Source organism: Pseudomonas alvandae (genome assembly GCF_019141525.1).
In the GTDB taxonomy this organism is placed as follows: domain Bacteria; phylum Pseudomonadota; class Gammaproteobacteria; order Pseudomonadales; family Pseudomonadaceae; genus Aquipseudomonas; species Aquipseudomonas alvandae.
Map to the genome: position 1 here is coordinate 5,367,186 of NZ_CP077080.1, position 21,029 is coordinate 5,388,214.

At 59.5% G+C, this 21,029-nt stretch carries 17 protein-coding genes and 1 tRNA gene; 6 read left to right on the forward strand and 12 right to left on the reverse strand.

All coding sequences use genetic code 11. The features are described from left to right. The gene (trmJ, locus tag KSS97_RS23875; protein WP_198796291.1) at nucleotides 1-771 is read right to left on the reverse strand and encodes a tRNA (cytosine(32)/uridine(32)-2'-O)-methyltransferase TrmJ; all 771 of its coding nucleotides are present in this window, start codon (nucleotides 769-771) and stop codon (nucleotides 1-3) included. A 144-nt stretch (nucleotides 772-915) separates the two neighbouring features. Between trmJ and suhB the strand changes: the two genes are divergently transcribed. After that, nucleotides 916-1,734, forward strand: a complete 819-nt coding sequence (suhB, locus tag KSS97_RS23880) for a type III secretion system regulator SuhB (protein ID WP_003185165.1) — start codon at nucleotides 916-918, stop codon at nucleotides 1,732-1,734. A 481-nt stretch (nucleotides 1,735-2,215) separates the two neighbouring features. Here suhB and KSS97_RS23885 read toward each other — a convergent pair whose 3' ends face one another. The 6 genes from KSS97_RS23885 to queA form a co-directional block, all read right to left on the reverse strand. Next, nucleotides 2,216-2,764, reverse strand: a complete 549-nt coding sequence (locus tag KSS97_RS23885; protein WP_014336691.1) for a glycine zipper 2TM domain-containing protein — start codon at nucleotides 2,762-2,764, stop codon at nucleotides 2,216-2,218. Between the two features lie 117 nt (nucleotides 2,765-2,881). Continuing rightward, the gene (gene secF / locus KSS97_RS23890) at nucleotides 2,882-3,796 is read right to left on the reverse strand and encodes a protein translocase subunit SecF (protein ID WP_030138657.1); all 915 of its coding nucleotides are present in this window, start codon (nucleotides 3,794-3,796) and stop codon (nucleotides 2,882-2,884) included. Between the two features lie 9 nt (nucleotides 3,797-3,805). Further along, a complete protein-coding gene (secD, locus tag KSS97_RS23895) occupies nucleotides 3,806-5,674 on the reverse strand; it encodes a protein translocase subunit SecD (RefSeq protein WP_217860278.1) in 1,869 nt (622 codons plus the stop codon). Between the two features lie 63 nt (nucleotides 5,675-5,737). Then, complete coding sequence (yajC, locus tag KSS97_RS23900) at nucleotides 5,738-6,073, reverse strand: preprotein translocase subunit YajC (protein ID WP_007956696.1); 336 nt, start codon at nucleotides 6,071-6,073, stop codon at nucleotides 5,738-5,740. A 43-nt stretch (nucleotides 6,074-6,116) separates the two neighbouring features. After that, nucleotides 6,117-7,232: a tRNA guanosine(34) transglycosylase Tgt gene (gene tgt / locus KSS97_RS23905; protein WP_161951757.1), complete on the reverse strand. Its 1,116-nt coding sequence runs from the start codon at nucleotides 7,230-7,232 to the stop codon at nucleotides 6,117-6,119. Between the two features lie 14 nt (nucleotides 7,233-7,246). Further along, complete coding sequence (gene queA / locus KSS97_RS23910; RefSeq protein WP_018607457.1) at nucleotides 7,247-8,296, reverse strand: tRNA preQ1(34) S-adenosylmethionine ribosyltransferase-isomerase QueA; 1,050 nt, start codon at nucleotides 8,294-8,296, stop codon at nucleotides 7,247-7,249. Nucleotides 8,297-8,404: 108 nt separating this feature from the next. Here queA and KSS97_RS23915 point away from each other — a divergent pair. The 4 genes from KSS97_RS23915 (at nucleotide 8,405) to KSS97_RS23930 (ending at nucleotide 12,635) form a co-directional block, all read left to right on the forward strand. Beyond that, nucleotides 8,405-8,489, forward strand: a tRNA-Leu gene (locus KSS97_RS23915). A 355-nt stretch (nucleotides 8,490-8,844) separates the two neighbouring features. Continuing rightward, nucleotides 8,845-9,174, forward strand: coding sequence for a hypothetical protein (locus KSS97_RS23920; protein WP_217860279.1), 330 nt, complete (start codon nucleotides 8,845-8,847; stop codon nucleotides 9,172-9,174). A 125-nt stretch (nucleotides 9,175-9,299) separates the two neighbouring features. Then, nucleotides 9,300-11,915: an AAA family ATPase gene (locus KSS97_RS23925; RefSeq protein ID WP_217860280.1), complete on the forward strand. Its 2,616-nt coding sequence runs from the start codon at nucleotides 9,300-9,302 to the stop codon at nucleotides 11,913-11,915. Between the two features lie 243 nt (nucleotides 11,916-12,158). After that, the gene (locus KSS97_RS23930; protein ID WP_217860281.1) at nucleotides 12,159-12,635 is read left to right on the forward strand and encodes a DUF488 domain-containing protein; all 477 of its coding nucleotides are present in this window, start codon (nucleotides 12,159-12,161) and stop codon (nucleotides 12,633-12,635) included. On the opposite strand, the gene KSS97_RS23935 is transcribed toward KSS97_RS23930, so the two are convergent. The 3 genes from KSS97_RS23935 to KSS97_RS23945 all read right to left on the reverse strand — a co-directional run bounded on the left by KSS97_RS23935 (nucleotide 12,592) and on the right by KSS97_RS23945 (nucleotide 14,969). After that, entirely contained in the window at nucleotides 12,592-13,416 is an 825-nt protein-coding gene (locus KSS97_RS23935) for a DUF8758 domain-containing protein (RefSeq protein ID WP_497007553.1), read from the reverse strand. The genes KSS97_RS23930 and KSS97_RS23935 overlap by 44 nt on opposite strands. A 235-nt stretch (nucleotides 13,417-13,651) precedes the next feature. After that, nucleotides 13,652-14,011, reverse strand: a complete 360-nt coding sequence (locus tag KSS97_RS23940) for a DUF6124 family protein (RefSeq protein ID WP_217860283.1) — start codon at nucleotides 14,009-14,011, stop codon at nucleotides 13,652-13,654. A 490-nt stretch (nucleotides 14,012-14,501) separates the two neighbouring features. After that, nucleotides 14,502-14,969 (reverse strand): hypothetical protein, encoded by a 468-nt coding sequence (locus tag KSS97_RS23945; protein ID WP_217860284.1) that lies wholly within the window; start codon nucleotides 14,967-14,969, stop codon nucleotides 14,502-14,504. A gap of 264 nt (nucleotides 14,970-15,233) precedes the next feature. On the opposite strand from KSS97_RS23945, the gene KSS97_RS23950 reads away from it, so the two are divergent. Next, the gene (locus tag KSS97_RS23950) at nucleotides 15,234-16,319 is read left to right on the forward strand and encodes a sensor domain-containing diguanylate cyclase (RefSeq protein WP_217860285.1); all 1,086 of its coding nucleotides are present in this window, start codon (nucleotides 15,234-15,236) and stop codon (nucleotides 16,317-16,319) included. On the opposite strand, the gene KSS97_RS23955 is transcribed toward KSS97_RS23950, so the two are convergent. Both KSS97_RS23955 and KSS97_RS23960 read right to left on the reverse strand, forming a co-directional pair. Continuing rightward, nucleotides 16,303-18,651, reverse strand: a complete 2,349-nt coding sequence (locus KSS97_RS23955; RefSeq protein WP_217860286.1) for a TonB-dependent receptor — start codon at nucleotides 18,649-18,651, stop codon at nucleotides 16,303-16,305. The two genes, KSS97_RS23950 and KSS97_RS23955, sit on opposite strands and share 17 nt — an antisense overlap. A 1-nt stretch (nucleotide 18,652) precedes the next feature. Further along, nucleotides 18,653-21,004: a hybrid sensor histidine kinase/response regulator gene (locus tag KSS97_RS23960; protein ID WP_225936072.1), complete on the reverse strand. Its 2,352-nt coding sequence runs from the start codon at nucleotides 21,002-21,004 to the stop codon at nucleotides 18,653-18,655. Nucleotides 21,005-21,029 lie beyond the last annotated feature (25 nt).

Here is a 21,029-nt window from a genome sequence, read left to right on the forward strand (position 1 = left end):
TTATTCCTTCCGCTTAATCAGCTCGCCACGGGCCGCTTTCTGGGTTTCCGTGAGGATGCCGCGCAATATATTCATTTCCGCCCGGCTTACCGAGCTTCGTCCGTACAACCGACGCAGGCGCGCCATCAAGTGCCGAGGCTTGTCCGGGTCGAGGAATTCGATGTCCACCAGGGTCTGCTCCAGGTGTTCATAGAATCGCTCCAGTTCGTCCATGGTCGCCAGTGTCTCACTGCGCGGCGACGTCGCCTCGTATTTTTCCAGCTTGCTGGGCTGGCCCTCGGCTTGCAGCCAGGCCATGCGCACTTCATAACTCAACACCTGCACCGCCGCCCCGAGGTTCAGCGAGCTGAAGCCGGGGTCGGAAGGGATATGCACGTGGAAATGACATCGCTGCAGCTCTTCATTGGTGAGGCCGGAATCTTCACGGCCAAACACCAAGGCGATCTGCCCGCCCTGCCCGGCCTCCTCGACCACTTTGGTGCCGCATTCTCGGGGATCGAGCAACGGCCAGGGAATGCGGCGGTCGCGGGCACTGGTGCCGAGCACCAGGTTGCAACCCACCAGGGCGTCTTCCAGCGTGGCGACGACCTCGGCATTGGCCAGGATGTCATTGGCGCCGGATGCCCGGGCATCGGCTTCGTGGTGGGGAAACGAACGGGGCTCGACCAGTACCAGCCGCGACAGGCCCATGTTCTTCATGGCCCGCGCAGCTCCGCCGATGTTTCCCGGATGGCTGGTATTGACCAGGACGACACGAATGTTCTGCAACAAGGGAGGCGCTCTCGAACACGACAAAGGGAGCAAATCTTACCTAAGCACCTACCGTTAAGCTATGAAAGCGAACACCAACCTTCTCCTGAGAAAAAGTTCTGATAGAATGCGCGGCTTTCTTTAACAACCTTAGGTGACACATCCATGCAGCCCATGCTGAATATCGCGCTGCGCGCCGCCCGCAGCGCCAGTGAACTGATCTTCCGCTCCATCGAGCGCCTGGATACCATCAAGGTCGATGAAAAAGACGCCAAGGACTACGTGTCCGAGGTGGATCGCGCCGCCGAACAGAAAATCGTCGACGCCCTGCGCAAGGCTTACCCGAACCACTCCATCCTCGGTGAAGAGACCGGCATGCATGCCGGGACCGGCATCGAAGGCGAAGAGTACCTGTGGATCATCGATCCGTTGGACGGCACCACCAACTTCCTGCGCGGCATTCCACACTTCGCTGTCAGCATCGCCTGCAAATACCGTGGTCGCCTGGAACACGCCGTCGTACTGGACCCGGTTCGCCAGGAAGAATTCACCGCCAGCCGAGGCCGTGGCGCCCAACTGAACGGTCGTCGCCTGCGCGTCAGCGGCCGCACCAGCCTCGACGGCGCCTTGCTGGGTACCGGCTTCCCGTTCCGTGACGACCAGATGGATAACCTGGACAACTACCTGGGCATGTTCCGCGCCCTGGTCGGCCAGACCGCTGGCATCCGCCGCGCCGGTGCTGCAAGCCTGGACCTGGCTTATGTTGCAGCAGGCCGTTTCGATGCGTTCTGGGAGTCGGGCCTGTCCGAGTGGGACATGGCTGCGGGCGCCCTGCTGATCCAGGAAGCTGGCGGCTTGGTGAGCGACTTCACCGGCGGCCACGACTTCCTTGAAAAAGGCCACATCGTTGCCGGCAACACCAAATGCTTCAAGGCTGTGCTGACGGCCATCCAGCCGCATTTGCCGGCTTCGCTGAAGCGTTAAGCAGCCCGGCATAAAAAAAGCACCTTTCGGGGTGCTTTTTTTATGCCTACGTGCTCACCCCACTCACCCGTGGCGAGGGGATTTATCCCCGCTGGGCTGCGCAGCAGTCCCCTCCCCAGCAGCCAAATTTAATCTGCCTGACACACTTGGCTGGCTGCAATTAGGGCCGCTACGCGCCCCAGCGGGGATAAATCCCCTCGCCACGACGGATGACATCTGGAACATGGATGCAGGCTGAACCACTGCTTTCGCGAGCAAGCCCGCTCCCACAAGGAAATTTGGGGTAGGCACAAGATTTGTGCCCACCGCAGATCCAATGTGGGAGCGAGCTTGCTCGCGAAGAGGCCGGCACATTCAATATCGATGCAAGCTGAGCCACCGCTTTCGCGAGCAAGCTCGCTCCCACAGGGGATTCGGGGTGGCGCTTGAACTGTGGGCATGAAAAAAGCACCCCGAAGGGTGCTTTTTCATAGCGGTTGGATCACTGGGCCGGTTCGTTCTGACCCAGGATCAGTTGGCCTTCCTTGCTCACCGGGATCTGGTTGCCCGGGTCGCGGTCCATACGGACTTTGCCTTCCTTGCCGTCGAGCATGTAGCGAACGTCGTAGCCTACAACCTTGTCGCTGATGTCATTGACCGTGTTGCAGCGAGTTTGGGTGGTGGTGTACGTGTCGCGTTCCTGCATGCCTTCCTGAATCTTGTTACCGGCATAACCGCCGCCAGCCGCACCGGCCACGGTGGCGATTTTCTTGCCGGTGCCGCCGCCGATCTGGTTGCCCAACAGGCCACCGGCCACAGCGCCGAGCACAGTGCCGGCGATCTGGTGCTGGTCCTGGACTGGCTTCTGCCGAGTCACGGTGACGTCCTTGCACACTTCACGCGGAGTCTTGATCTGGGTCTTGACCGGTTCCACGGCCAATACTTGCGCATACTCAGGGCCACTTTTTACCAAGCTGTAGGTGGCGACCGCACCACCGGCTGTTACACCGACAGCACCCAATACCGCACCAACCAGCATCGATTTGTTCACTTGAACCTCCTGACCATCACAAGCGGAATAATCCGCGCTTCTCCCAGCCTTGGAGCACAAAAAAAGGCGCGAGTTCAACTCGCGCCTTTTCAGTGGTGACGGACGGAAAACCGAACCTTACGGGCGGTCGTCCACCTCGGTCTCCGTAGCGGCTGGAGGAATCAGGTCCTCGGTGCTCAAGTTCAGCCAGATCAACACCACGTTGGCGATGTAGATCGACGAGTAAGTACCCGCCATCACACCAATGAACAGCGCGATGGAGAAACCGAACAGGTTGTCGCCGCCAAAGAACAACAGCGCGGCAATCGCCAGCAAGGTGGAGATCGACGTCGCCATGGTCCGCAACAGGGTCTGGGTGGTCGAGATGTTGATGTTCTCGATCAAGGACGCCTTGCGCAACACACGGAAGTTCTCACGCACCCGGTCGAACACCACGATGGTGTCGTTGAGCGAGTAACCGATGATCGCCAGCACCGCCGCCAACACCGTCAAGTCGAAGGTGATCTGGAAGAACGACAGGATGCCCACGGTCACGATCACGTCGTGGATCAGCGAGACAATGGCCCCCACCGCGAACTTCCACTGGAAGCGGAAGGCCAGGTAGAGCATCACGCCGCCCAGCGCCAACAGCATGCCGAGGCCGCCCTGGTCGCGCAGCTCTTCACCCACCTGCGGGCCGACGAACTCGACACGCTTGACCTGGGCCGGGTTGTCGCCGCCGGCCTTCTGCAAGGCTTCGGCTACCTGATGGCCCAGTTGCGGGTCTTCGCCTGGCATGCGCACCAGCAAATCGGTGGTGGCGCCAAAGCTCTGCACGACGGCATCGCTGTAGCCCGAGGTCGCCAGTTGCTCACGCACCTTGCTGACGTCGGCCGGACGCTCGTAGGTCAGCTCGATGAGCGTACCGCCGGTGAAGTCCAGGCCGTAGTTCAGGCCCTTGGTGGCCCAGCTGAACAACGCCAGGGCCGTGAGGAACAATGTGACGCCGAACGCAATGTTGCGAACGCCCATGAAGTTGATTGTACGTAACATGGCAGCCCCTTAAATCCACAACTTCTTGACGTCACGACCACCATAAATCAGGTTGACCATTGCACGGGTCACCATGATGGCTGTGAACATCGAGGTAAAGATCCCGAGGGACATGGTCACTGCGAAACCCTTGACCGGGCCGGTGCCCATGGCAAAGAGAATCCCGCCGACCAGCAACGTGGTCAGGTTGGAGTCGATAATCGCAGTGAATGCGCGGCCGAAGCCTTCGTTGATTGCCCGCTGGACCGACATGCCCGCGGCGATTTCTTCACGTATCCGCGAGAAGATCAGCACGTTGGCGTCCACCGCCATACCCATGGTCAAGACGATACCGGCGATACCCGGCAGGGTCAGCGTCGCGCCCAGCAACGACATCAAGGCCAGCAGCAGCACCATGTTCACCGCCAGCGCAACCGTGGCGATCAAGCCGAAGAAGCGGTAGATGGCGATGATGAACAGCGACACGAACAACATGCCCCACAGGGATGCATCGACACCCTTGGTGATGTTGTCGGCACCCAGGCTCGGGCCGATGGTGCGCTCTTCAGCGAAGTACATCGGCGCGGCCAGGCCACCGGCACGCAGCAACAAGGCCAGTTCCGAGGATTCGCCCTGGCCGTTCAGGCCGGTGATGCGGAACTGGCTGCCCAGTGGCGACTGGATGGTCGCCAGGCTGATGATCTTCTTCTCTTCCTTGAAGGTCTGCACCGGTACGTCTTTCTCGACACCGTTGACCACTTGCTTGGTGTAGGTAGTGGTCGGCTTCTGCTCGATGAAGATCACCGCCATGCTGCGACCGACGTTGCTGCGCGTGGCGCGGCTCATCAGTTCACCGCCGTGACCGTCCAGGCGAATGTTCACCTGCGGACGACCCTGCTCGTCGAAGCCCGCCTGGGCGTCGGTCACCTGGTCACCGGTGATGATCAGGCCACGCTCTATCTGCGCCGCCGGACGACCGCCTTCACGGAACTCGAAGCTCTCGGAAGTGGCCTTGGAAGCACCCGGCTCAGCGGCCAGGCGGAATTCCAGGTTGGCGGTCTTGCCGAGGATACGCTTGGCTTCGGCCGTGTCCTGCACACCTGGCAGCTCAACCACGATGCGGTTGGCGCCCTGGCGCTGCACGATCGGCTCGGCCACACCCAGCTCGTTGACGCGGTTACGTACCGTGGTCAAGTTCTGCTTGATGGAGTATTCGCGGATTTCCGCCAGCTTGGCCGGGGTCATCGCCAGACGCAGCACCGGTTGGCCATTGAGGTCGGCCGGAACAATGTCGAAATCGTTGAAATTCTTGCGGACCAGCGCACGAGCCTGTTCGCGGGCGTCTTCATCGCTGAAGCCCAGTTGAATGGCACCTTCGAACTGCGGCAGGCTGCGATAACGCACGCGCTCTTTGCGCAGCAGGCTCTTGACGTCGCCTTCGTAGACTTTCAGGCGTGCGTCGAGGGCTTTTTCCATGTCCACTTCCAGCAGGAAGTGCACGCCACCGGACAAGTCCAGGCCCAACTTCATTGGGTGGGCGCCAAGATTGCGCAGCCATTGCGGGGTGGTCTGGGCCAGGTTCAGGGCCACAACGTAATCGTCGCCCAACGCCTTGCGCACCACGTCCTTGGCTGGCAGCTGGTCTTCAGACTTGACCAGGCGCAACAGGCCGCCCTTACCATTTTCGGCGATGGACGCAGCCTTCACGTCGATATTGGACGCCTTGAGCGCAGCGCTCGCACGGTCCAGATCGGCCTGGGTGACCTGCAGCGCAGTGCTTGCGCCACTGACCTGAATGGCCGGGTCATCCGGGTAAAGATTGGGAGCGGAATAAATCACACCGACCGCCAGCACCGCCAGGATCAGTAGGTATTTCCACAGAGGGTATTTGTTCAGCATCACGCCGCCCGCTTATGACGCGGGGCGCCTTGCGCGCCCCGTCGATTGAAGAGAAGTTGTTACTTAGATCGCTTTCAGCGTGCCTTTTGGCAGCGTGGCCGCGATGGCGCCCTTCTGGAACTTCATTTCAACAGTGTCGGACACTTCCAGTACCACGAAGTCATCAGCCACTTTAGTGATCTTGCCAGCGATGCCGCCGGTGGTGACCACTTCATCACCTTTCTGCAAGCTGCTGAGCAGGTTCTTCTGCTCTTTGGCGCGCTTGGCCTGTGGACGCCAGATCATCAGGTAGAAGATGACCAGGAAGCCGACCAGGAAAATCCACTCGAAACCGCCACCCATTGGCGCAGCTGCAGGTGCAGCGGCATCGGCCATGGCGTTAGAGATAAAAAAGCTCATTTAGCACTCCAGTTGCAAGTATTGAATCTAGGGATCGGAAAACTCAGTCCAAAGGCGGAACAGGCAACCCGCGCTTGGCATAGAAGGCCTCGACAAAGGCGGCCAATGTACCCTGTTGGATAGCCTCGCGCAAACCAGCCATAAGCACCTGATAATGGCGCAAATTGTGGATGGTATTGAGCATGCTGCCGAGCATTTCGCCGCACTTGTCCAAATGATGCAGATAAGCACGGGAGAAGTTCTGGCAGGTGTAGCAATCGCACGTCGGATCGAGCGGCGAATCATCATGGCGATGAAACGCGTTACGGATCTTCAGCACACCGGTGTCGATGAACAGATGCCCATTGCGGGCATTACGGGTTGGCATCACGCAATCGAACATGTCCACCCCTCGGCGCACACCCTCAACCAGATCTTCCGGTTTGCCAACGCCCATAAGGTAACGAGGTTTGTCAGCGGGCATTTCGCCCGGCAGGTAATCGAGCACCTTGATCATCTCGTGCTTCGGTTCGCCCACCGACAGGCCGCCAATCGCCAGGCCGTCAAAACCAATCTTGTCCAGGCCTTCCAGCGAGCGCATGCGCAGGTCGCGGTGCATGCCGCCCTGGACAATGCCGAACAGCGCCGCCGTGTTTTCGCCATGGGCATTCTTCGAACGCTGGGCCCAGCGCAACGACAGCTCCATGGATACCCGCGCCACGTCTTCATCGGCCGGGTACGGCGTGCACTCGTCGAAGATCATCACGATGTCCGAACCCAGGTCGCGCTGCACCTGCATCGACTCTTCCGGGCCCATGAACACTTTGGAACCGTCCACCGGAGAAGCGAAGGTCACGCCCTCCTCCTTGATCTTGCGCATCGCACCGAGGCTGAACACCTGGAAGCCGCCGGAGTCGGTCAGGATCGGACCTTTCCACTGCATGAAATCGTGCAGGTCGCCGTGGGCCTTGATCACCTCCATGCCCGGGCGCAGCCACAGGTGGAAGGTGTTGCCGAGGATGATCTCCGCGCCAATCGCCTCGATGTCACGCGGCAACATGCCCTTGACCGTGCCGTAGGTGCCCACCGGCATGAACGCAGGGGTTTCCACGGTTCCGCGGGGGAAGGTCAGGCGTCCGCGACGAGCCTTGCCATCGGTGGCAAGCAACTCGAAGGACATGCGACAGGTGCGACTCATACGGTTTCCTCGGGCCCGCGTGGCGCGGGGTTACGGGTGATGAACATCGCATCACCGTAGCTGAAAAAGCGGTACCCATGCTCGACGGCGGCCTTGTAGGCGGCCATGGCTTCGGGATAACCGGCGAACGCCGAAACCAGCATCAACAGCGTGGACTCGGGCAAATGAAAGTTGGTGACCAGGGCATCGACCACATGAAACGGCCGGCCCGGGTAGATAAAGATGTCGGTGTCGCCACTGAACGGCTTGAGCACGCCATCGCGCGCGGCGCTTTCCAGGGAACGCACGCTGGTGGTCCCCACCGCCACCACCCGCCCACCGCGGGCGCGGCAGGCCGCCACGGCATCGACCACTTCCTGGCTCACTTCGAGCCATTCGTTGTGCATGTGGTGATCTTCGATCCGCTCGACGCGCACCGGCTGGAACGTGCCGGCGCCGACGTGCAGCGTCACGAACGCCGTCTCCACGCCCTTGGCGGCAATCGCCTCCAGCAACGGCTGATCAAAATGCAGTCCCGCCGTCGGCGCCGCCACCGCCCCCAGGCGCTCGGCGTAGACGGTCTGATAACGCTCCCGGTCCGAACCTTCGTCCGGGCGGTCTATATAAGGAGGCAACGGCATGTGCCCGACACGGTCGAGCAGCGGCAACACCTCTTCGGCGAACTCCAGCTCGAACAACGCATCATGCCGCGCCACCATCCGCGCCTCACCGCCGCCGTCGATCAGGATCGACGAACCGGGCTTGGGCGACTTGCTCGACCGCACATGGGCCAGCACCCGATGACTGTCCAGCACCCGCTCCACCAGAATCTCCAGCTTGCCGCCGGAGGCCTTCTGGCCAAACAAACGCGCGGGAATGACGCGGGTATTGTTGAACACCATCAAATCGCCCGGGCGCAAATGCTCGAGCAAATCAGTGAATTGACGGTGAGCCATGGCACCGCTGACCCCGTCCAGGGTCAACAGTCGACTGGCGCGCCGCTCGGCCAGCGGGTGGCGAGCGATCAGCGAATCCGGGAGTTCGAAAGTAAAGTCAGCAACACGCATGATGGGGTTCGTCTAGCAGGGCCGGAAAGTCTAGCGGAAATATTAAAAATTCACCATGAAACGTGATTGACCAACGGTAGGCACCTCTCTATACTTCGCCGCCATTGAGCCCTGATGGCGGAATTGGTAGACGCGGCGGATTCAAAATCCGTTTTCGAAAGGAGTGGGAGTTCGAGTCTCCCTCGGGGCACCATCTTAAAGAAAGACCTTGAAATTCAAGGTCTTTTTTTTCGCCTGTAGAAAAGTGGTTTGGCCACGAGCAACGCAGATCTCATCTGACGGCGATCCCTTTTGTGGCGAGGGGATTCATCCCCGCTGGGCTGCAAAGCAGCCCCAAATACCAGCCCTGTGCCGAGGAGAAACCCGCGATAAGAAAGAACCGGTACGAGGAAAAACCCGTGGCGAGGGAGCTTGCTCCCGCTTGAGCGCAAAGCGCTCACAAAATAGTCACTCCCCACACCGATACTCCGACTAGCACTCGCCAAGCCATGAACCCTCAACCCAACTCCACCCCACCCTCCCCACCCAGTCACAAAGGATTTCACCCCATGGAATTGCTGCTGGAAACGGTCGCTCTTTACTCGCTCAAACTGGCTTATGAGACGGAAGGCCACAGCCCGATTTTGCGGGATGATCCGTTGATGGGGAGTTGTGATCGGGAGGTTTTTGGGTTGTTGGTGCGGCGGGGGGATTTGGCTGGGATTCAGGGGGAGATAGGTCGGTGTTTGGATTTGGCGTTGGGGGCGGTTGGTGGGGTGGATTCGGTGTTGGGGCGGGAGTTGGGGCGGTTGTCGGCGGATTTCGGTGCTGTGCGGACGACGGAGGGGCTTCGTGGTCCGGCTGACATGCTTAAAAGCTTTTTGCATGATGTTCTGTGAACAGGACATCGTGCCTAGTTCCAAGCTAGCTACGAACGAACAGCCAGCCCATCAAACGCGGTAGCTTATTGATGGCACGATGATAGTTCCTGTGCTAATACCCATTGAGGATAAGGAGAATGGGTATGGCCATTTACGAGGAAGTGTTGGCGTGGGCGGATAGGCTGCCGCCGTGGCGCCACGACGCCCTGCGTCGCCTTTGTGTTCAGGGCGCCTGGAGCGAAGAGGATTTTGGAGAGATTCTTGATCTCTGCAAGCAACATCATGGAATCCCCAGTTCATTTGAACCTGCCCCACAACCAATTAGGTTCGCTGTGGAGCACTTCCCCGCCGGGGCGAATCAAGACCAGACCGTCGTTCTCAGATCCCTGCATACGTTGACCAATGTGGGAAAGATCCCAAGCAACCAAGCTCTGGAATTTCAAGCGCAGGGACTCACCATCGTGTACGGAGGCAATGGCACCGGAAAGTCCGGCTATGCGCGAGTTTTGAAGCAGGCGTGCAGAGCCAGGAGTCCGGGTACCGTCTACGCCAATGCTTATGCATCGGACTATAAGCAACTCACTCCGAGCGCCACTATCGACTTCGAGTTAAACAGCACCCCCGAGCAGGCAATCTGGATTGGTCAACGCGGCCATGTTTCGCGCCCAGAACTCAGGGGCATCTCCGTCTTCGATGGCGATTGCGCACGCCATTATCTTCAATCGAAAGAGACCGCAACCTTTCAGCCCTCCGCTCTGACCTATCTTCAGCAACTGGCCAATGGTCTCAATCAGACACTGCGTCCCCGGATTCAGGCAGAAATCTCGGCGCTTGCTACAGATATTACTCCGTTCAACATCATTCCCGCCGATACCGAGGCAGGCCAGGCGGTGCACCCGATTGGTCCGACCATCGATTTGACGCGTGCAAGAGCATTGTCCACCCTTACTCTGGATGAACAAGCAGAACTCGCGAGATTGCCGCAGGAGATCAGCGAGGCAGACCCCACTGCCAAGGCGACAAACCTCGACAACGCGGCAACGAGGGTCGATGAGCTGGCCAATGGAATCACCGCGGCCGCCGAAATCGTGTCTGATGATGCGATAGATTCCAGGCAATTGGCGCATAGAAGTCTGGCAGAAGCAGAATCGGCCGAGCGCGCGGCGTCTGCACTGCTGCAGACGGAAGATGCCATGCAGCTGCTCTCTGGAACGGGGCAAGGTCCTTGGGCTTCGTTGTTCAACGCCGCTCGCGAGTATTCGACTAGCACGGCATATCCGGGACAGACCTTCCCGGTAACCGACGAAGGAGCTGTCTGCGTGCTTTGCCAACAGGAGCTAGCGCCGGAGGCGAAGGATCGCCTGGAGCGGTTTGATCGCTACATTCGCGACAAGGCGGCAGAGGCCGCCCAGGCTGCGCGCAAGACCTGGCAACAGATAATACACAGTGTTGGCCAGGCGACCGTTGCCTTTACTGCTGCCCCGAACATGTTGGAAAGCTTAGGCGCCCGCGTAGCAACACTGCCGGGCGAGATCCAGTGCTTCCAAGAAGACCTAGACACTCGACTTCAGTGGCTCAGAACTGCCGTTCTCAGCGGCGAATGGCAGGGGCGTCCAACGTATCGCGATGCTGACCCAACGGTTTCACTCCGCCAAGTCGCCGATGGTCTTCGAGCTGAGGCGGCTCGATTGCGGGCGAACCTTGATGCAGCAGCCTTAGCAGCTAAGAGGCTTCGCCTGAAGGAGTTGGAGGCACGACGACTGCTTTCCGAACATATCGAAGCCATTGCGAGAATTAGTAAGAGCCTCGCGCAAAAGGCAAAGCTTCAACGCTGCCTGGACGATATCGGTAACACACGTTCTATCAGCATGTTCGCGGGCCAACTGGCGAGGACATACGTTAGTGAGACGTTGGCCAGAACAATGAACGACGAACTCAGCAGGCTGGATCTGTACCACATTCAGGCCGGTGTCAGCTCAAGCGGTGATGCTGGGGCAGTGCGACTAGGCATCCAACTTCAGGAATGCCAGCTTGATCCGTACCTAGTCCTAAGCGAGGCGGAGCAACGCATTTGTGCGCTCGCGTACTTCTTCGCGGAGCTTCGACAGTCGGGGTCCTCATCAGGGATCGTGTTTGACGATCCGGTTTCAAGTCTTGATCACAACCATCGATCCGCCGTCGCGCGACGGATTGTTCAGGAGTCAGCCAATCGGCAGATCATCGTGTTTACTCACGACGCGGTGTTCTTCGGAGAGTTGGTCTCCCTTTGCCAAGATGCCCAGGTGGCCCCCGAGGTGAGGTCGATCAACTATCGGGCCGAAGGACCGGGCTACATCGATGCCGGTTTGCCTTATGACATGCGAAAACACCGTGAGCGCATTGCGTACCATCGTGCTGACCACCAGCGAGTTGCCGCCAGCTTTAAAAACCCACCGAGGGACGAGGAGCGGCTTGCGATGCGCAACGCTTACGATGACCTTCGCGTCACGATAGAAGTAGGTATTGAGGACACAATACTCAACGAAACCGTAGTGCGGTTCCGCGATGGTATCTCGGTAGGTCGGCTTGATGGTGTGATGATCGTACAGGAGGCGGATTACCGCGAAGTGCAGCGTTTGCATGACAAGTGCTGCCGTAACGTGCGAGCGCATTCACATGCGGCCGGCCAGCAGCGCCCAGTAACGCAACCTGCCGAATTTCTGCAGGATATCGAGGAGGTCAACACCTTGTTTCAGAATATCCGCAAGCGCAGAGGTTAACCCAGCAGCGTCCGATCCAATAACTTGGACCTGCCACGGCACCGCATCTACCCCATTGGTTATGGCTGCTGCGCATGGGAGAAGTGAATACTCAGGAGGCTACCGCGTCAGGTCTTGTCGTTCGACTGTATCGAACATTGCCGCCCCGTCCATCACTGCAAACGCACAACCGAGAGCAGTCGATGCTATAGTTTCCGGCATTTTTCAGGATTGATCGCGCACGGAAGCGCAAGGAGAGGATTTATGACGATCTACACTGCGGGCTACGAAGGACTCGCGATCGACGATTTCATAGCGCGGCTTAAGCAGGCCAAGATCGACAAGGTGCTTGATGTTCGGGAATACCCGCTGTCACGCAAAAAAGGCTTCTCAAAAAAAGCCTTCGCCGAATGCCTGCGTACCGCAGGCATTTTATATGAACACAGCCCACCACTTGGATGCCCAAAACCGATACGCAATCGGTACAAAATAGACGGCGATTGGCCTGCATACTCTCGAGACTTCAAAGCATACATCCAGACTCAAGACACGATATTAAATGAACTGCTATCCGACGCTGCGGAACAGCGAATTTGCATGGTTTGCTACGAGGCTGATGCAAGATTTTGTCATCGCAGCCTGATCGCTGAAGCCGCTCAGGCTTTAGACCGCTCACTACAAACAAAACATCTCCCGATCAAAACAGAGACATTTGCTGAACTGCTTCGCTCTGTCGCCTAGGAGGATAGATCAAGCTGATGATCAGCCACTGCCCAGGGAAACGGTGAATGGTACCCATCAAAAAATGCAAATCCTTGCCGGGAAGCTCGATTTCAAGCTTGTCCCGAAATGGGGCTTCCCAACCATTCACGCCATGCTGGCGGCGAACGTTTCTATAGAGCTGGCTAGCCTCCCAGTCGACGATTTTGTGTGTGTATGACTTGCTCTCCCCCTCAACCATACACTCATATACATAATGGAAATCAAACGGTACTTTTTCCAGCCGTTTGATGCTCATCCGCTCTTGCTGGTCATCAAATAGGCTTGGCTGTCGCTGCATCTGTTCAAGCTTATCAATCTCCTGTGAAGTCCATGCCTCCGAAGCAGCCTTCCGAATAAGCAGCGCTGTTATCCGAGCAGGCCTAACCAGACCCAAAGTGATATGGCTGTCTACCCTCGCCTTTTCTAAAGAATCGAAACTATCGTAGACGGTCAGCTTATCTAGCAATACGCGTCGCTCCTTCCAATCACCAGCAGGTAAAGTTTTGCCAAGTGAAATGGTATCAACTCCGATCTTATGACTCTCAGGTCTCCTATCTCCTGGACTCCTGTCGATATGGGCTTCGATCCACTGCCATTTTGAGAATTGCTGATCTCCGGTTACCAGACGGAACGGAACCGGATAAAGTCGAATTAGATTGCCGTCTTCGTCCATACCCGCAACACATGATGTCTCCGCATACTTAGCACTGGGAGAGGGGTACGTTTTGCAAAGAATTAGAATCCAAGTTTTCCGTCTCATTTGGCCAGGTCCTTTTGAAATTTTTTAACTGTAACTACGCTGCTTCGTAACGGATAGTTGTCACCACGAAATTTTTAGCTGTTCCGTCTGCTGCTTACTCGCTCTGGCGCTACATGGGTCGCAACAACCGCACGTACAAAACCGCTCGCCCCCATTTCTTCAGCCATATCTTGTTCATTAACGAAAAAGGCCTTGCACAGCAAGACCTTTTACGTTGGGTAGTACGCGGCTTGGGCTATCTCACCTCAACAATATCCAAAGCCCGATTCGCCAACAGCTCACTCACCTCGATCACCTGCAAAATCCCCAACGCAACCCGCCTTCGCGAACCATCCAGATCGAACGCAAGATCACCGATCATCGCATTCACCGAAGCCAGGTTTTCACTCAGATTCGCCAGCAAACACTCAGAGTCCACATTCGGATCAATCCGGAAGATGGAGTCGGTTTTGTCTGACTTTTCGTCCTTAGGCTTGGGCTTCAGGTAGTAATCCAACGCCCGCGTGGCAGCATCGTCGATTTTCTTGTTGCGGGCAGACTGAGCACGGGAGACGTGTTCGTCGGTAACTGGGGGATTCGGTGTAATTTTGACCATGGTCTTAACTCTCTATTGAGGCCACGACCCGTTCGCTGCTAAACGAATTGGGAGGCAGCTGTACGCAGGTTAGCAGACCGACGAGTTAAGAAATCGGCGCGCCCGAGGGCGCCCTGCGCACAGCCACCATTAAGTGCAGGGATGGGGATTCCTGACTGATGACGCGTTGTGCGACTTAACTCGGCGAGCTGCTAAACCCGATCACTGATGAGCAGTGACAGGTCCCAAACTACCGACGTAACCCAAGGCGCACAAGCCGGCGGATTCTGGCGTAGTTGTAGGCAAAGGCGCAAGGCGCTGTGGGCTGGCGAGGCTTCGTGGCGGTGTCTGTCGGGCTTTACTGACAAGGCTTCATTTGGCTGGCATGAGCGGTTGGCCGATGGATGGAGAGGGGCTGCTGCGCAGCCCAGCGGGAGCAAGCTCCCTCGCCACGGGGTTCGGCGTTTATTCACCTGAGCAGCGTAGATCTGTCCCCTTTTGGAGACAGCACCTATCCCGGGCAGCTCAACTGTTCAGGACGAAGCTCAATGGAAAAGAGTTTGGTGTTCCTGGCCAGATAGACATGCTCCTGGTGAAACTTGAACCTACCCATCATCGCCAGGAGCTGCGGTTCCTTGCAGACCAGTTGCTCCAGACTACGCCGTATTCCCGCCTCCATGCTGGCCTTGCGTTCCTCGGAGAGGCTGCTTGCTGCCAAGTCGATCCTGTAGCGGTAGAAGATCGTGTCGCCGTAGATGAAACCGACGTATTCAAGTGTGGTTATCGCATCCACTTGCTTTGGGAGGGTCGCGTCCAACTGGGCGAGGTGCTGGACCAGCTGCGCCTGTTGGGCCACCTTCTCCCGCTCGGCCTTGAGCGCGAAATAGCGTCCAACCCCGGCAATCAGTACCACCGCAGCGATACCCAGATAGAAATTACGCGGGTTGCGCCGCTTCTTCGGCGCCAACTTCATCAACATACTAATGACTCGTCCTGAGCATGAAAAAGCCCCTAGCGAAACCAGGGGCCACGGGTGAAAACGGCATAGCCTGACACAATCCCCTGACAGCCTATAGCCGTTGCCGCGACAGAATGGTTTTCAAGGCGTCACAAAATATCTTTCCACTCCATCCCCTCCCGCAAAGCCCCCATCCGCTCCAGCAAAGTCCCCTTCCGTCCCCCACCCCGATAATCCCCCGCTTCACCCACCCCAAGCGCTACAACCGAGCACCGCGTCCCTCCCATGAACCTACGCACTTTCATTCGCAGCTACTGCCTCAACTCCAGGCTCGCCACGAATGCACTCACCCGCCTGCACAAATCGCTCTCCTCCCTGGTCGCCTACCTGGCCCAGCAAGGCTTCGATTCCAACATTTGGCCCGCCACCCGCGATGAAGCCGAGTTGGACCGTCACCTCAACAACCTGTGCCCTGAGCTGGCGACAACGGTGTTCACCCATGCCCGCGAAGGCATCATCCTGGTCGATCCGTTCGGCCGGGTCATTGGCGTAAACGAGGCCTTCACCCGTCTCACCGGTTACGGTCAGGAAGAGCTACAAGGACGCGAGTTGAATTCCCACCGCATGGTCCGTCGCCTCACCGCTTTTTACGCCCCCATGAAAAACGCGCTGGATTTCCATGGCCATTGGTCCGGCGAGATCCAAAGCAATCACAAGGACGGCCGGGAGATGACGTCGCGGATCAGCATCAGCGCGGTGCATGACCGTCACGGCAATGTTCAGCACTACGTGGCGTTGTTCAGCGACATGACGCAGATGAAGCAGCGTTTGCAGTTGCTGGAGCGGGACGCGCGGTATGACGCGCTCACGCAGTTGCCCAATCGATTGTTGTTGGCCGAACGGATGCGGCAGGCGTTGGGCAAGGCGCGGATTTATCAGCAGAAGGTGGCGATCGCGTTTATTGACCTGGATGGGTTCAAGGCCCTGAACGACAGTTATGGCCATGACTGGGGCGATCGGGTGTTGCAGATTGTCGCGGCGCGGATCAATGCGACGTTGCGTGAAGGCGATACGTTGGCCCGGCTCGGGGGTGATGAGTTTGTCGCCGGGCTGGTGGGTTTGCATGCGGAAGAGGACAGCGAGCCGTTACTCAAGCGGATGTTGGCGGCGGCGAATGCGCCGATTGTGATTGGTGCGCAAAAAGTAGAGATCGCGGCGAGTATCGGGGTGGCGTTTTACCCTGAGCACGGGCATGAGATCGATGGGTTGATCAGCAAGGCGGATCAGGCCATGTACTTGTCGAAGAAGGCTGGCGGTAATCGCCTGGCGTTTTGTCCGACGCGGTTTATTTCGCTCAATAGCGAAGTCTGACGGTGCTGCCGACGGTGCGTTCGCTGCCGGTCATGACGCCGTAGTCGCCGGCGCCGAGCAGTGAGTAGACGGCGGTGATGTAGTTGCGGTCGAAGACGTTGCGCACCCAGCCTTCGACTTCCCAGGCACGGTCCTGGCTGCGCAGGCCCAAGCGCAGGTTGGTGAGGCCGTAGCTCGGTTGATAGCTGCCGTCGCCACCTTCGAGCGTGCCGTAGTAGCCGGTGCGGAAGCTGTAGTCGACGCCGCTGTAGAGTTCCAGGCCGTAGGGCAGCGGGTGGGTGTGGTCGAGGCCGCTGCTGAGGCTCCATTCCGGCGCGTTGTAGAGGCGCTCGCCGCTAAGGTCGCAGGTCCATTGGCCCGAGGCCGGCGGGCACGGGGCGTTGGGGAAGCTGCGGTAGCGCGCATCGCTCCAGGCCACGCCCAGGCGGCCGGTGAGTTGCGGGGTGAGTTGCCAGGCGGAATCAAGTTCGATGCCGCGCAGGCGGACTTTGCCGACGTTGATCAGGTTGTCCCGCAGCGGGGGCGCGAACAGCGATGTGGGCGGGCTGTAGGTGAGCGCCTGGTAGTCGTCGACGTCGGTCTGATAGACGGCGAGATCGAGCATCGCGCGCTGGTCCCAGAACCGCGTCTTCATGCCCACTTCCAGGGACGTGGCCCGCTCGGGCTCGAAGGTGGGCGCGGTGAACGGGCCGATCACGTCGAAGTTGATGCCGCCGGCCTTGTAGCCCCGCGACCAACTGACGTAACCCATCATCCCGTCGTTGAAGCGGTAGCTGGCGCTGAGCAGGCCGGAGACGTTATTTTCTTTGATGGAGTCTTCGCGGTAGTAAGCACGGCCGAGGGCGATGTCCCGCAGCAGTTGCCCGCCCACTTGGAACACCGGGGGCAAACCCGTCAGCGGGGCGAGGTTGCTGACGTCGCGGGAGATCCAGCCGTCCTTGCGCTCCTGGCTGTAGCGCAGGCCGCCGGTGAGTTCCAGCGGGTCAATCGGGCGCCAGGAGAGTTGGCCGAAAACGGCGCGGCTGTCGCCGTTCTGCTCGCCGTCGTAGCGTTGCCGCGCACCGTCCAGCAACAGGGCCGGCACTTGGCTCGGATCGGTGATGTTGATGCCCAGTTTTTTCAACTGCTCCAGTTGATCGCCGACGAACCAGGACGCGGCGTCCTTGCCGTATTCGACGTCGATCTGGCGGTAGAGCTGTTGGCGCAGGTAATACAGGCCGGCGACGTAATCGACGGACGAGCCGGCCGTGCCGGACAGGCGCCATTCCTGGCTGAACTGCCGGTGGTCCAAAGCGGCTTCGGATTGCATCACCGAGCGTGCGGTACTGTCGGCGTCACGGTCGGCGCGGTAATCCCAGTCGCGGTAGGCGGTGATGCTGGCCAAGCGCATGGCCTCGTCGAGGTCCCAGTTCAATTCCAGCGAGACACCGTTCTGCAGGGTTTGCGGATGTCCCGGCGCGTCGATGCGGGATTCGCGTTTGTAGGGGTCGGGCTCGGCCAGCGGATAGCCGAGGAATTTGGCGCGCTTGCGGGTTTGCTCGCCGTAGTGATTGACCAGCAGCACGTTGCCGGCTTCGTTCTGCTCGGCGTAGTCGGCGATCAGGCGGGCGCTGAAGTCGCTGTTCGGCGTCCACAGCAATTGGCCGCGCAGGCCGTGGCCGTCAGCATCGCCGAGGCGGCTGCCGTCTTGCAGGTTTTCCACAGAACCTTCGCTGGAGCTGTCGAACACGTTGAGCCGACCCGCAAGCACGTCGTCTTGCAGCGGCCCGGAAACCGTCCCGCGATATTCCCGCAGGCCACGCTCACCGTAGCTGGCTTCGAGGTTGGCTTCGGGCTGGAAGGTGGGTTGTCTGGTGACGATGTTCAGCGCGCCGGCGGTGGTGTTTTTGCCGAACAAGGTGCCTTGGGGGCCGCGCAAAACTTCGATGCGCTCGATGTCCATCAACTCGGTGAAGGCCATGCCCTGGCGCGCCTGGTAAACGCCATCAACGTAGGTGCCGACGCCGCCTTCCAGGCCATCGTTGTAGGCGGTCGCACCGAAGCCGCGCAGGCCGAAGCCGGCGTAGCGGGCGTCGTGGCCGGACACGATCAATCCGGGCACGCGTTGTTGGATGTCTTGCAACCGGTGCAGGCCGGCCTCGTCCAGTTGCTCGCCGTAGAGGACGTTGATCGGGATCGGCACGTCTTGCGGGTCTTCTTCGCGACGGCGAGCGGTGACGGTGGTTGCGTCGAGCGTGAGGGCGCTGGGCGTCTCCTGTTCCGCCTGGGTCGACACCCAGGGCAACGCGCAAAGGCTGCCGAGCAAGAGCAGCCGATAACCCAGACCCGGCATGCTAGAACTCCCGAGCCATCGCGCGATGCACCGTGTCCTGGCAAACCAGCGTTTTGATCCGCGCCAGCAATTCGCGGCTGTCGGCGGGCTTGAGCAGCACCGCGTCGAAGGTCAGGTCTTGCGGGTAATCTTCCGGCCTGCGTGGCGGGATCGCTGAATAGAGCATCACCGGCAGGTCGTGCTCACGGTCGCGCACCTGTCGTAGCAGTTCCCAACCGTCCATGCCGGGCATCATCTGGTCGCTGATCAGCAGGTCGATCGGTTGCTCCGCCAGGCAGGCCAAGGCGTCTTCGCCGTGCGTTGCGATGCTGACGTCGAAACCGTAGCCAGCCAGCAGGTCGTAGAGCCATTCACTGTTCTGCTCGACGTCGTCCACCAGCAGCACATGTTTGCCCTCGCCATCCAGCGGCGTGACGTTGTTATCGACGATGCCGTTTTCCAGGTCGTGTTCCTGGGCGCATTTGAGTTGCAGGCGAAAACTGAAGTGGCTGCCCTGCCCCGTGGCCTGGGGTTCGAGGCGGCTGTCCATGCGCTCCAGCAATTGGCTGACGATGGACAGGCCCAGCCCGCTGCCTTCGTAGCGTTGCGCGTTGCGGCCACGGCGGAACGGTTGCAGCAGTTGTTCGAATTCATGCGGGTCGATGCCGATGCCGGTGTCGATCACGCTGAAGCGCAGTTCCACGGTGTTTGCGGTTGCACCTGGGCCACCGTTCACCTCGAAACGAATCTGGCCGTTGCGGGTGAATTTCGCCGCGTTCGCCAAAAGGTTCATGAGCACCTGCCGAAGCCGTTTGAAGTCGGCCTCCACCAGCGGTGGCAGGTCATCCGCCAGTACCGCGTTGAAGCTGTTGCCCTGGCGCGCGGCGAGAAAGCCCGCCTCGCCTGCGATCTCTTGGAGGAAGCCGTACAGATAACCCGGCGCGAGGGCCAGTTGCATCTGCTCCAGTTCGCCACGGGCAAACTCGAGCATCTCGTCGATCAGCTCCAGTTGCTGGCGGGCGTTGCGCTCGATGGTCGCTTGATAGTCGCGGTTCGGCCCAGCGTGGAGCAGGCGCGCGTAGTCGATGATGCGCACCAGCGGCGAGCGCAGGTCGTGGCTGATCCGCGCCATCAACGCACTGCGCGCCTCGAGGGATTCGCGCAATTGCGAGGTGCGCAGCGCCACGGTGCTTTCCAGGCGTTCATGCTCGGCCTGGCGTTGTTGTTCGAGGGTGGACAGGGCGTGCTTTTCGCGGTGGCGGCTGCGGGCGACTTCCGTGATCAATGTGCACACCAGCAACACCACGCCCGGCAGGGTCGACGACAGGCTGTATTTACTTTCCGGCGATTGCCAGGGCAATTGTTCTTGGGGAAATAGAATCCGCATCAGCAGTTGCGTCAGCAATAGCCCCGGCACCAGCCATGCCATCCAGTTGTAGGCCAGACGCCTGCGCCACGCCATAAACAAGGTGGGGAGCAGCGCGCCGTAGAAACTCATCAGCGAGATTTGGACAATCAGGGCGCCCTGGGCCGGGTCGGCCTTGAGCCACCAGAGTCGGCCGAAGACACAGCCCAACAGCGGCACCCAGTAGCTCCAGCCAATGAGCTTGGGCAGTTGGGAAACCTGCAATAGCACGCGCATGTAGGCCAGGAACAGGACGATCGAGGTTGCACTGGCGAAGGTCAGCAGCTCGCGTGTCCAGCCCAGTGCGCTGGGCCAGTAGATCAGGTAGCCGTTGAGGATGCAGCTCAACAGGATGTAGCTGAGTACCGCGCCGGCATTCACCGTCAGCAGTCGGGAGCGGAGGATCCTGCCGACGATAAAGCCGAACGGCACCACCAGCAGGACAATGCCGAGGGTGAGTCCGTCACTCAGGTAGGTCTGTTGCTGACTGCGCAACAGCGCGGGCTCGGACCACAGTTCCGGCTCCAACAGCATCTGGAAATTGGTCGCCACCCGGACGAACACCGTGGTGCTCTCCCCCGCCGCCAACGTGACGGGAAACGCCGGTTGACGCGCTGCCGGCCGAGGCCATCCGGCCAGGGGATAGGCGGCTCCGCCATGGGCATCCTGCCCCGGCTGGTAGACGCGGATGTCTTCCAGGCGCGGCGCGCCGATCACCAGCAGGCGCGAACACGTCGCAGCGCTTGAGTTGGTCAGTTGTAATTTCAACCAGAAGGCCGAGCGACTGTAACCCTGCGTCGGCCAGCCTGGAGTCGCCACCTTGAAATCGGCGTCAGGCCGTTGCGCGACTTCTTGCAGGCTCAGGCGTGCCTGGGTGTCCTCGAAAATCTGCACCACCGGCATCAGGTTCAGATAGTCGGTGCGGCAGATATCCACAGGCGCCGCACGCAGCACACCTGTGGATAACATCATTATCGTCAGCAACAGTAATTGT

Bases quoted from the DNA above. Each gene is read 5' to 3' on its own strand.
- suhB (WP_003185165.1), top strand. From the start codon at position 916: ATGCAGCCCATGCTGAATATCGCGCTGCGCGCCGCCCGCAGCGCCAGT.
- secF (WP_030138657.1), bottom strand. From the start codon at position 3,796: ATGTTACGTACAATCAACTTCATGGGCGTTCGCAACATTGCGTTCGGC.
- secD (WP_217860278.1), bottom strand. From the start codon at position 5,674: ATGCTGAACAAATACCCTCTGTGGAAATACCTACTGATCCTGGCGGTG.
- yajC (WP_007956696.1), bottom strand. From the start codon at position 6,073: ATGAGCTTTTTTATCTCTAACGCCATGGCCGATGCCGCTGCACCTGCA.
- tgt (WP_161951757.1), bottom strand. From the start codon at position 7,232: ATGTCCTTCGAGTTGCTTGCCACCGATGGCAAGGCTCGTCGCGGACGC.
- queA (WP_018607457.1), bottom strand. From the start codon at position 8,296: ATGCGTGTTGCTGACTTTACTTTCGAACTCCCGGATTCGCTGATCGCT.
- KSS97_RS23920 (WP_217860279.1), top strand. From the start codon at position 8,845: ATGGAATTGCTGCTGGAAACGGTCGCTCTTTACTCGCTCAAACTGGCT.
- KSS97_RS23925 (WP_217860280.1), top strand. From the start codon at position 9,300: ATGGCCATTTACGAGGAAGTGTTGGCGTGGGCGGATAGGCTGCCGCCG.
- KSS97_RS23930 (WP_217860281.1), top strand. From the start codon at position 12,159: ATGACGATCTACACTGCGGGCTACGAAGGACTCGCGATCGACGATTTC.
- KSS97_RS23935 (WP_497007553.1), bottom strand. From the start codon at position 13,416: ATGAGACGGAAAACTTGGATTCTAATTCTTTGCAAAACGTACCCCTCT.
- KSS97_RS23940 (WP_217860283.1), bottom strand. From the start codon at position 14,011: ATGGTCAAAATTACACCGAATCCCCCAGTTACCGACGAACACGTCTCC.
- KSS97_RS23945 (WP_217860284.1), bottom strand. From the start codon at position 14,969: ATGTTGATGAAGTTGGCGCCGAAGAAGCGGCGCAACCCGCGTAATTTC.
- KSS97_RS23950 (WP_217860285.1), top strand. From the start codon at position 15,234: ATGAACCTACGCACTTTCATTCGCAGCTACTGCCTCAACTCCAGGCTC.
- KSS97_RS23955 (WP_217860286.1), bottom strand. From the start codon at position 18,651: ATGCCGGGTCTGGGTTATCGGCTGCTCTTGCTCGGCAGCCTTTGCGCG.
- KSS97_RS23960 (WP_225936072.1), bottom strand. From the start codon at position 21,004: ATGTTATCCACAGGTGTGCTGCGTGCGGCGCCTGTGGATATCTGCCGC.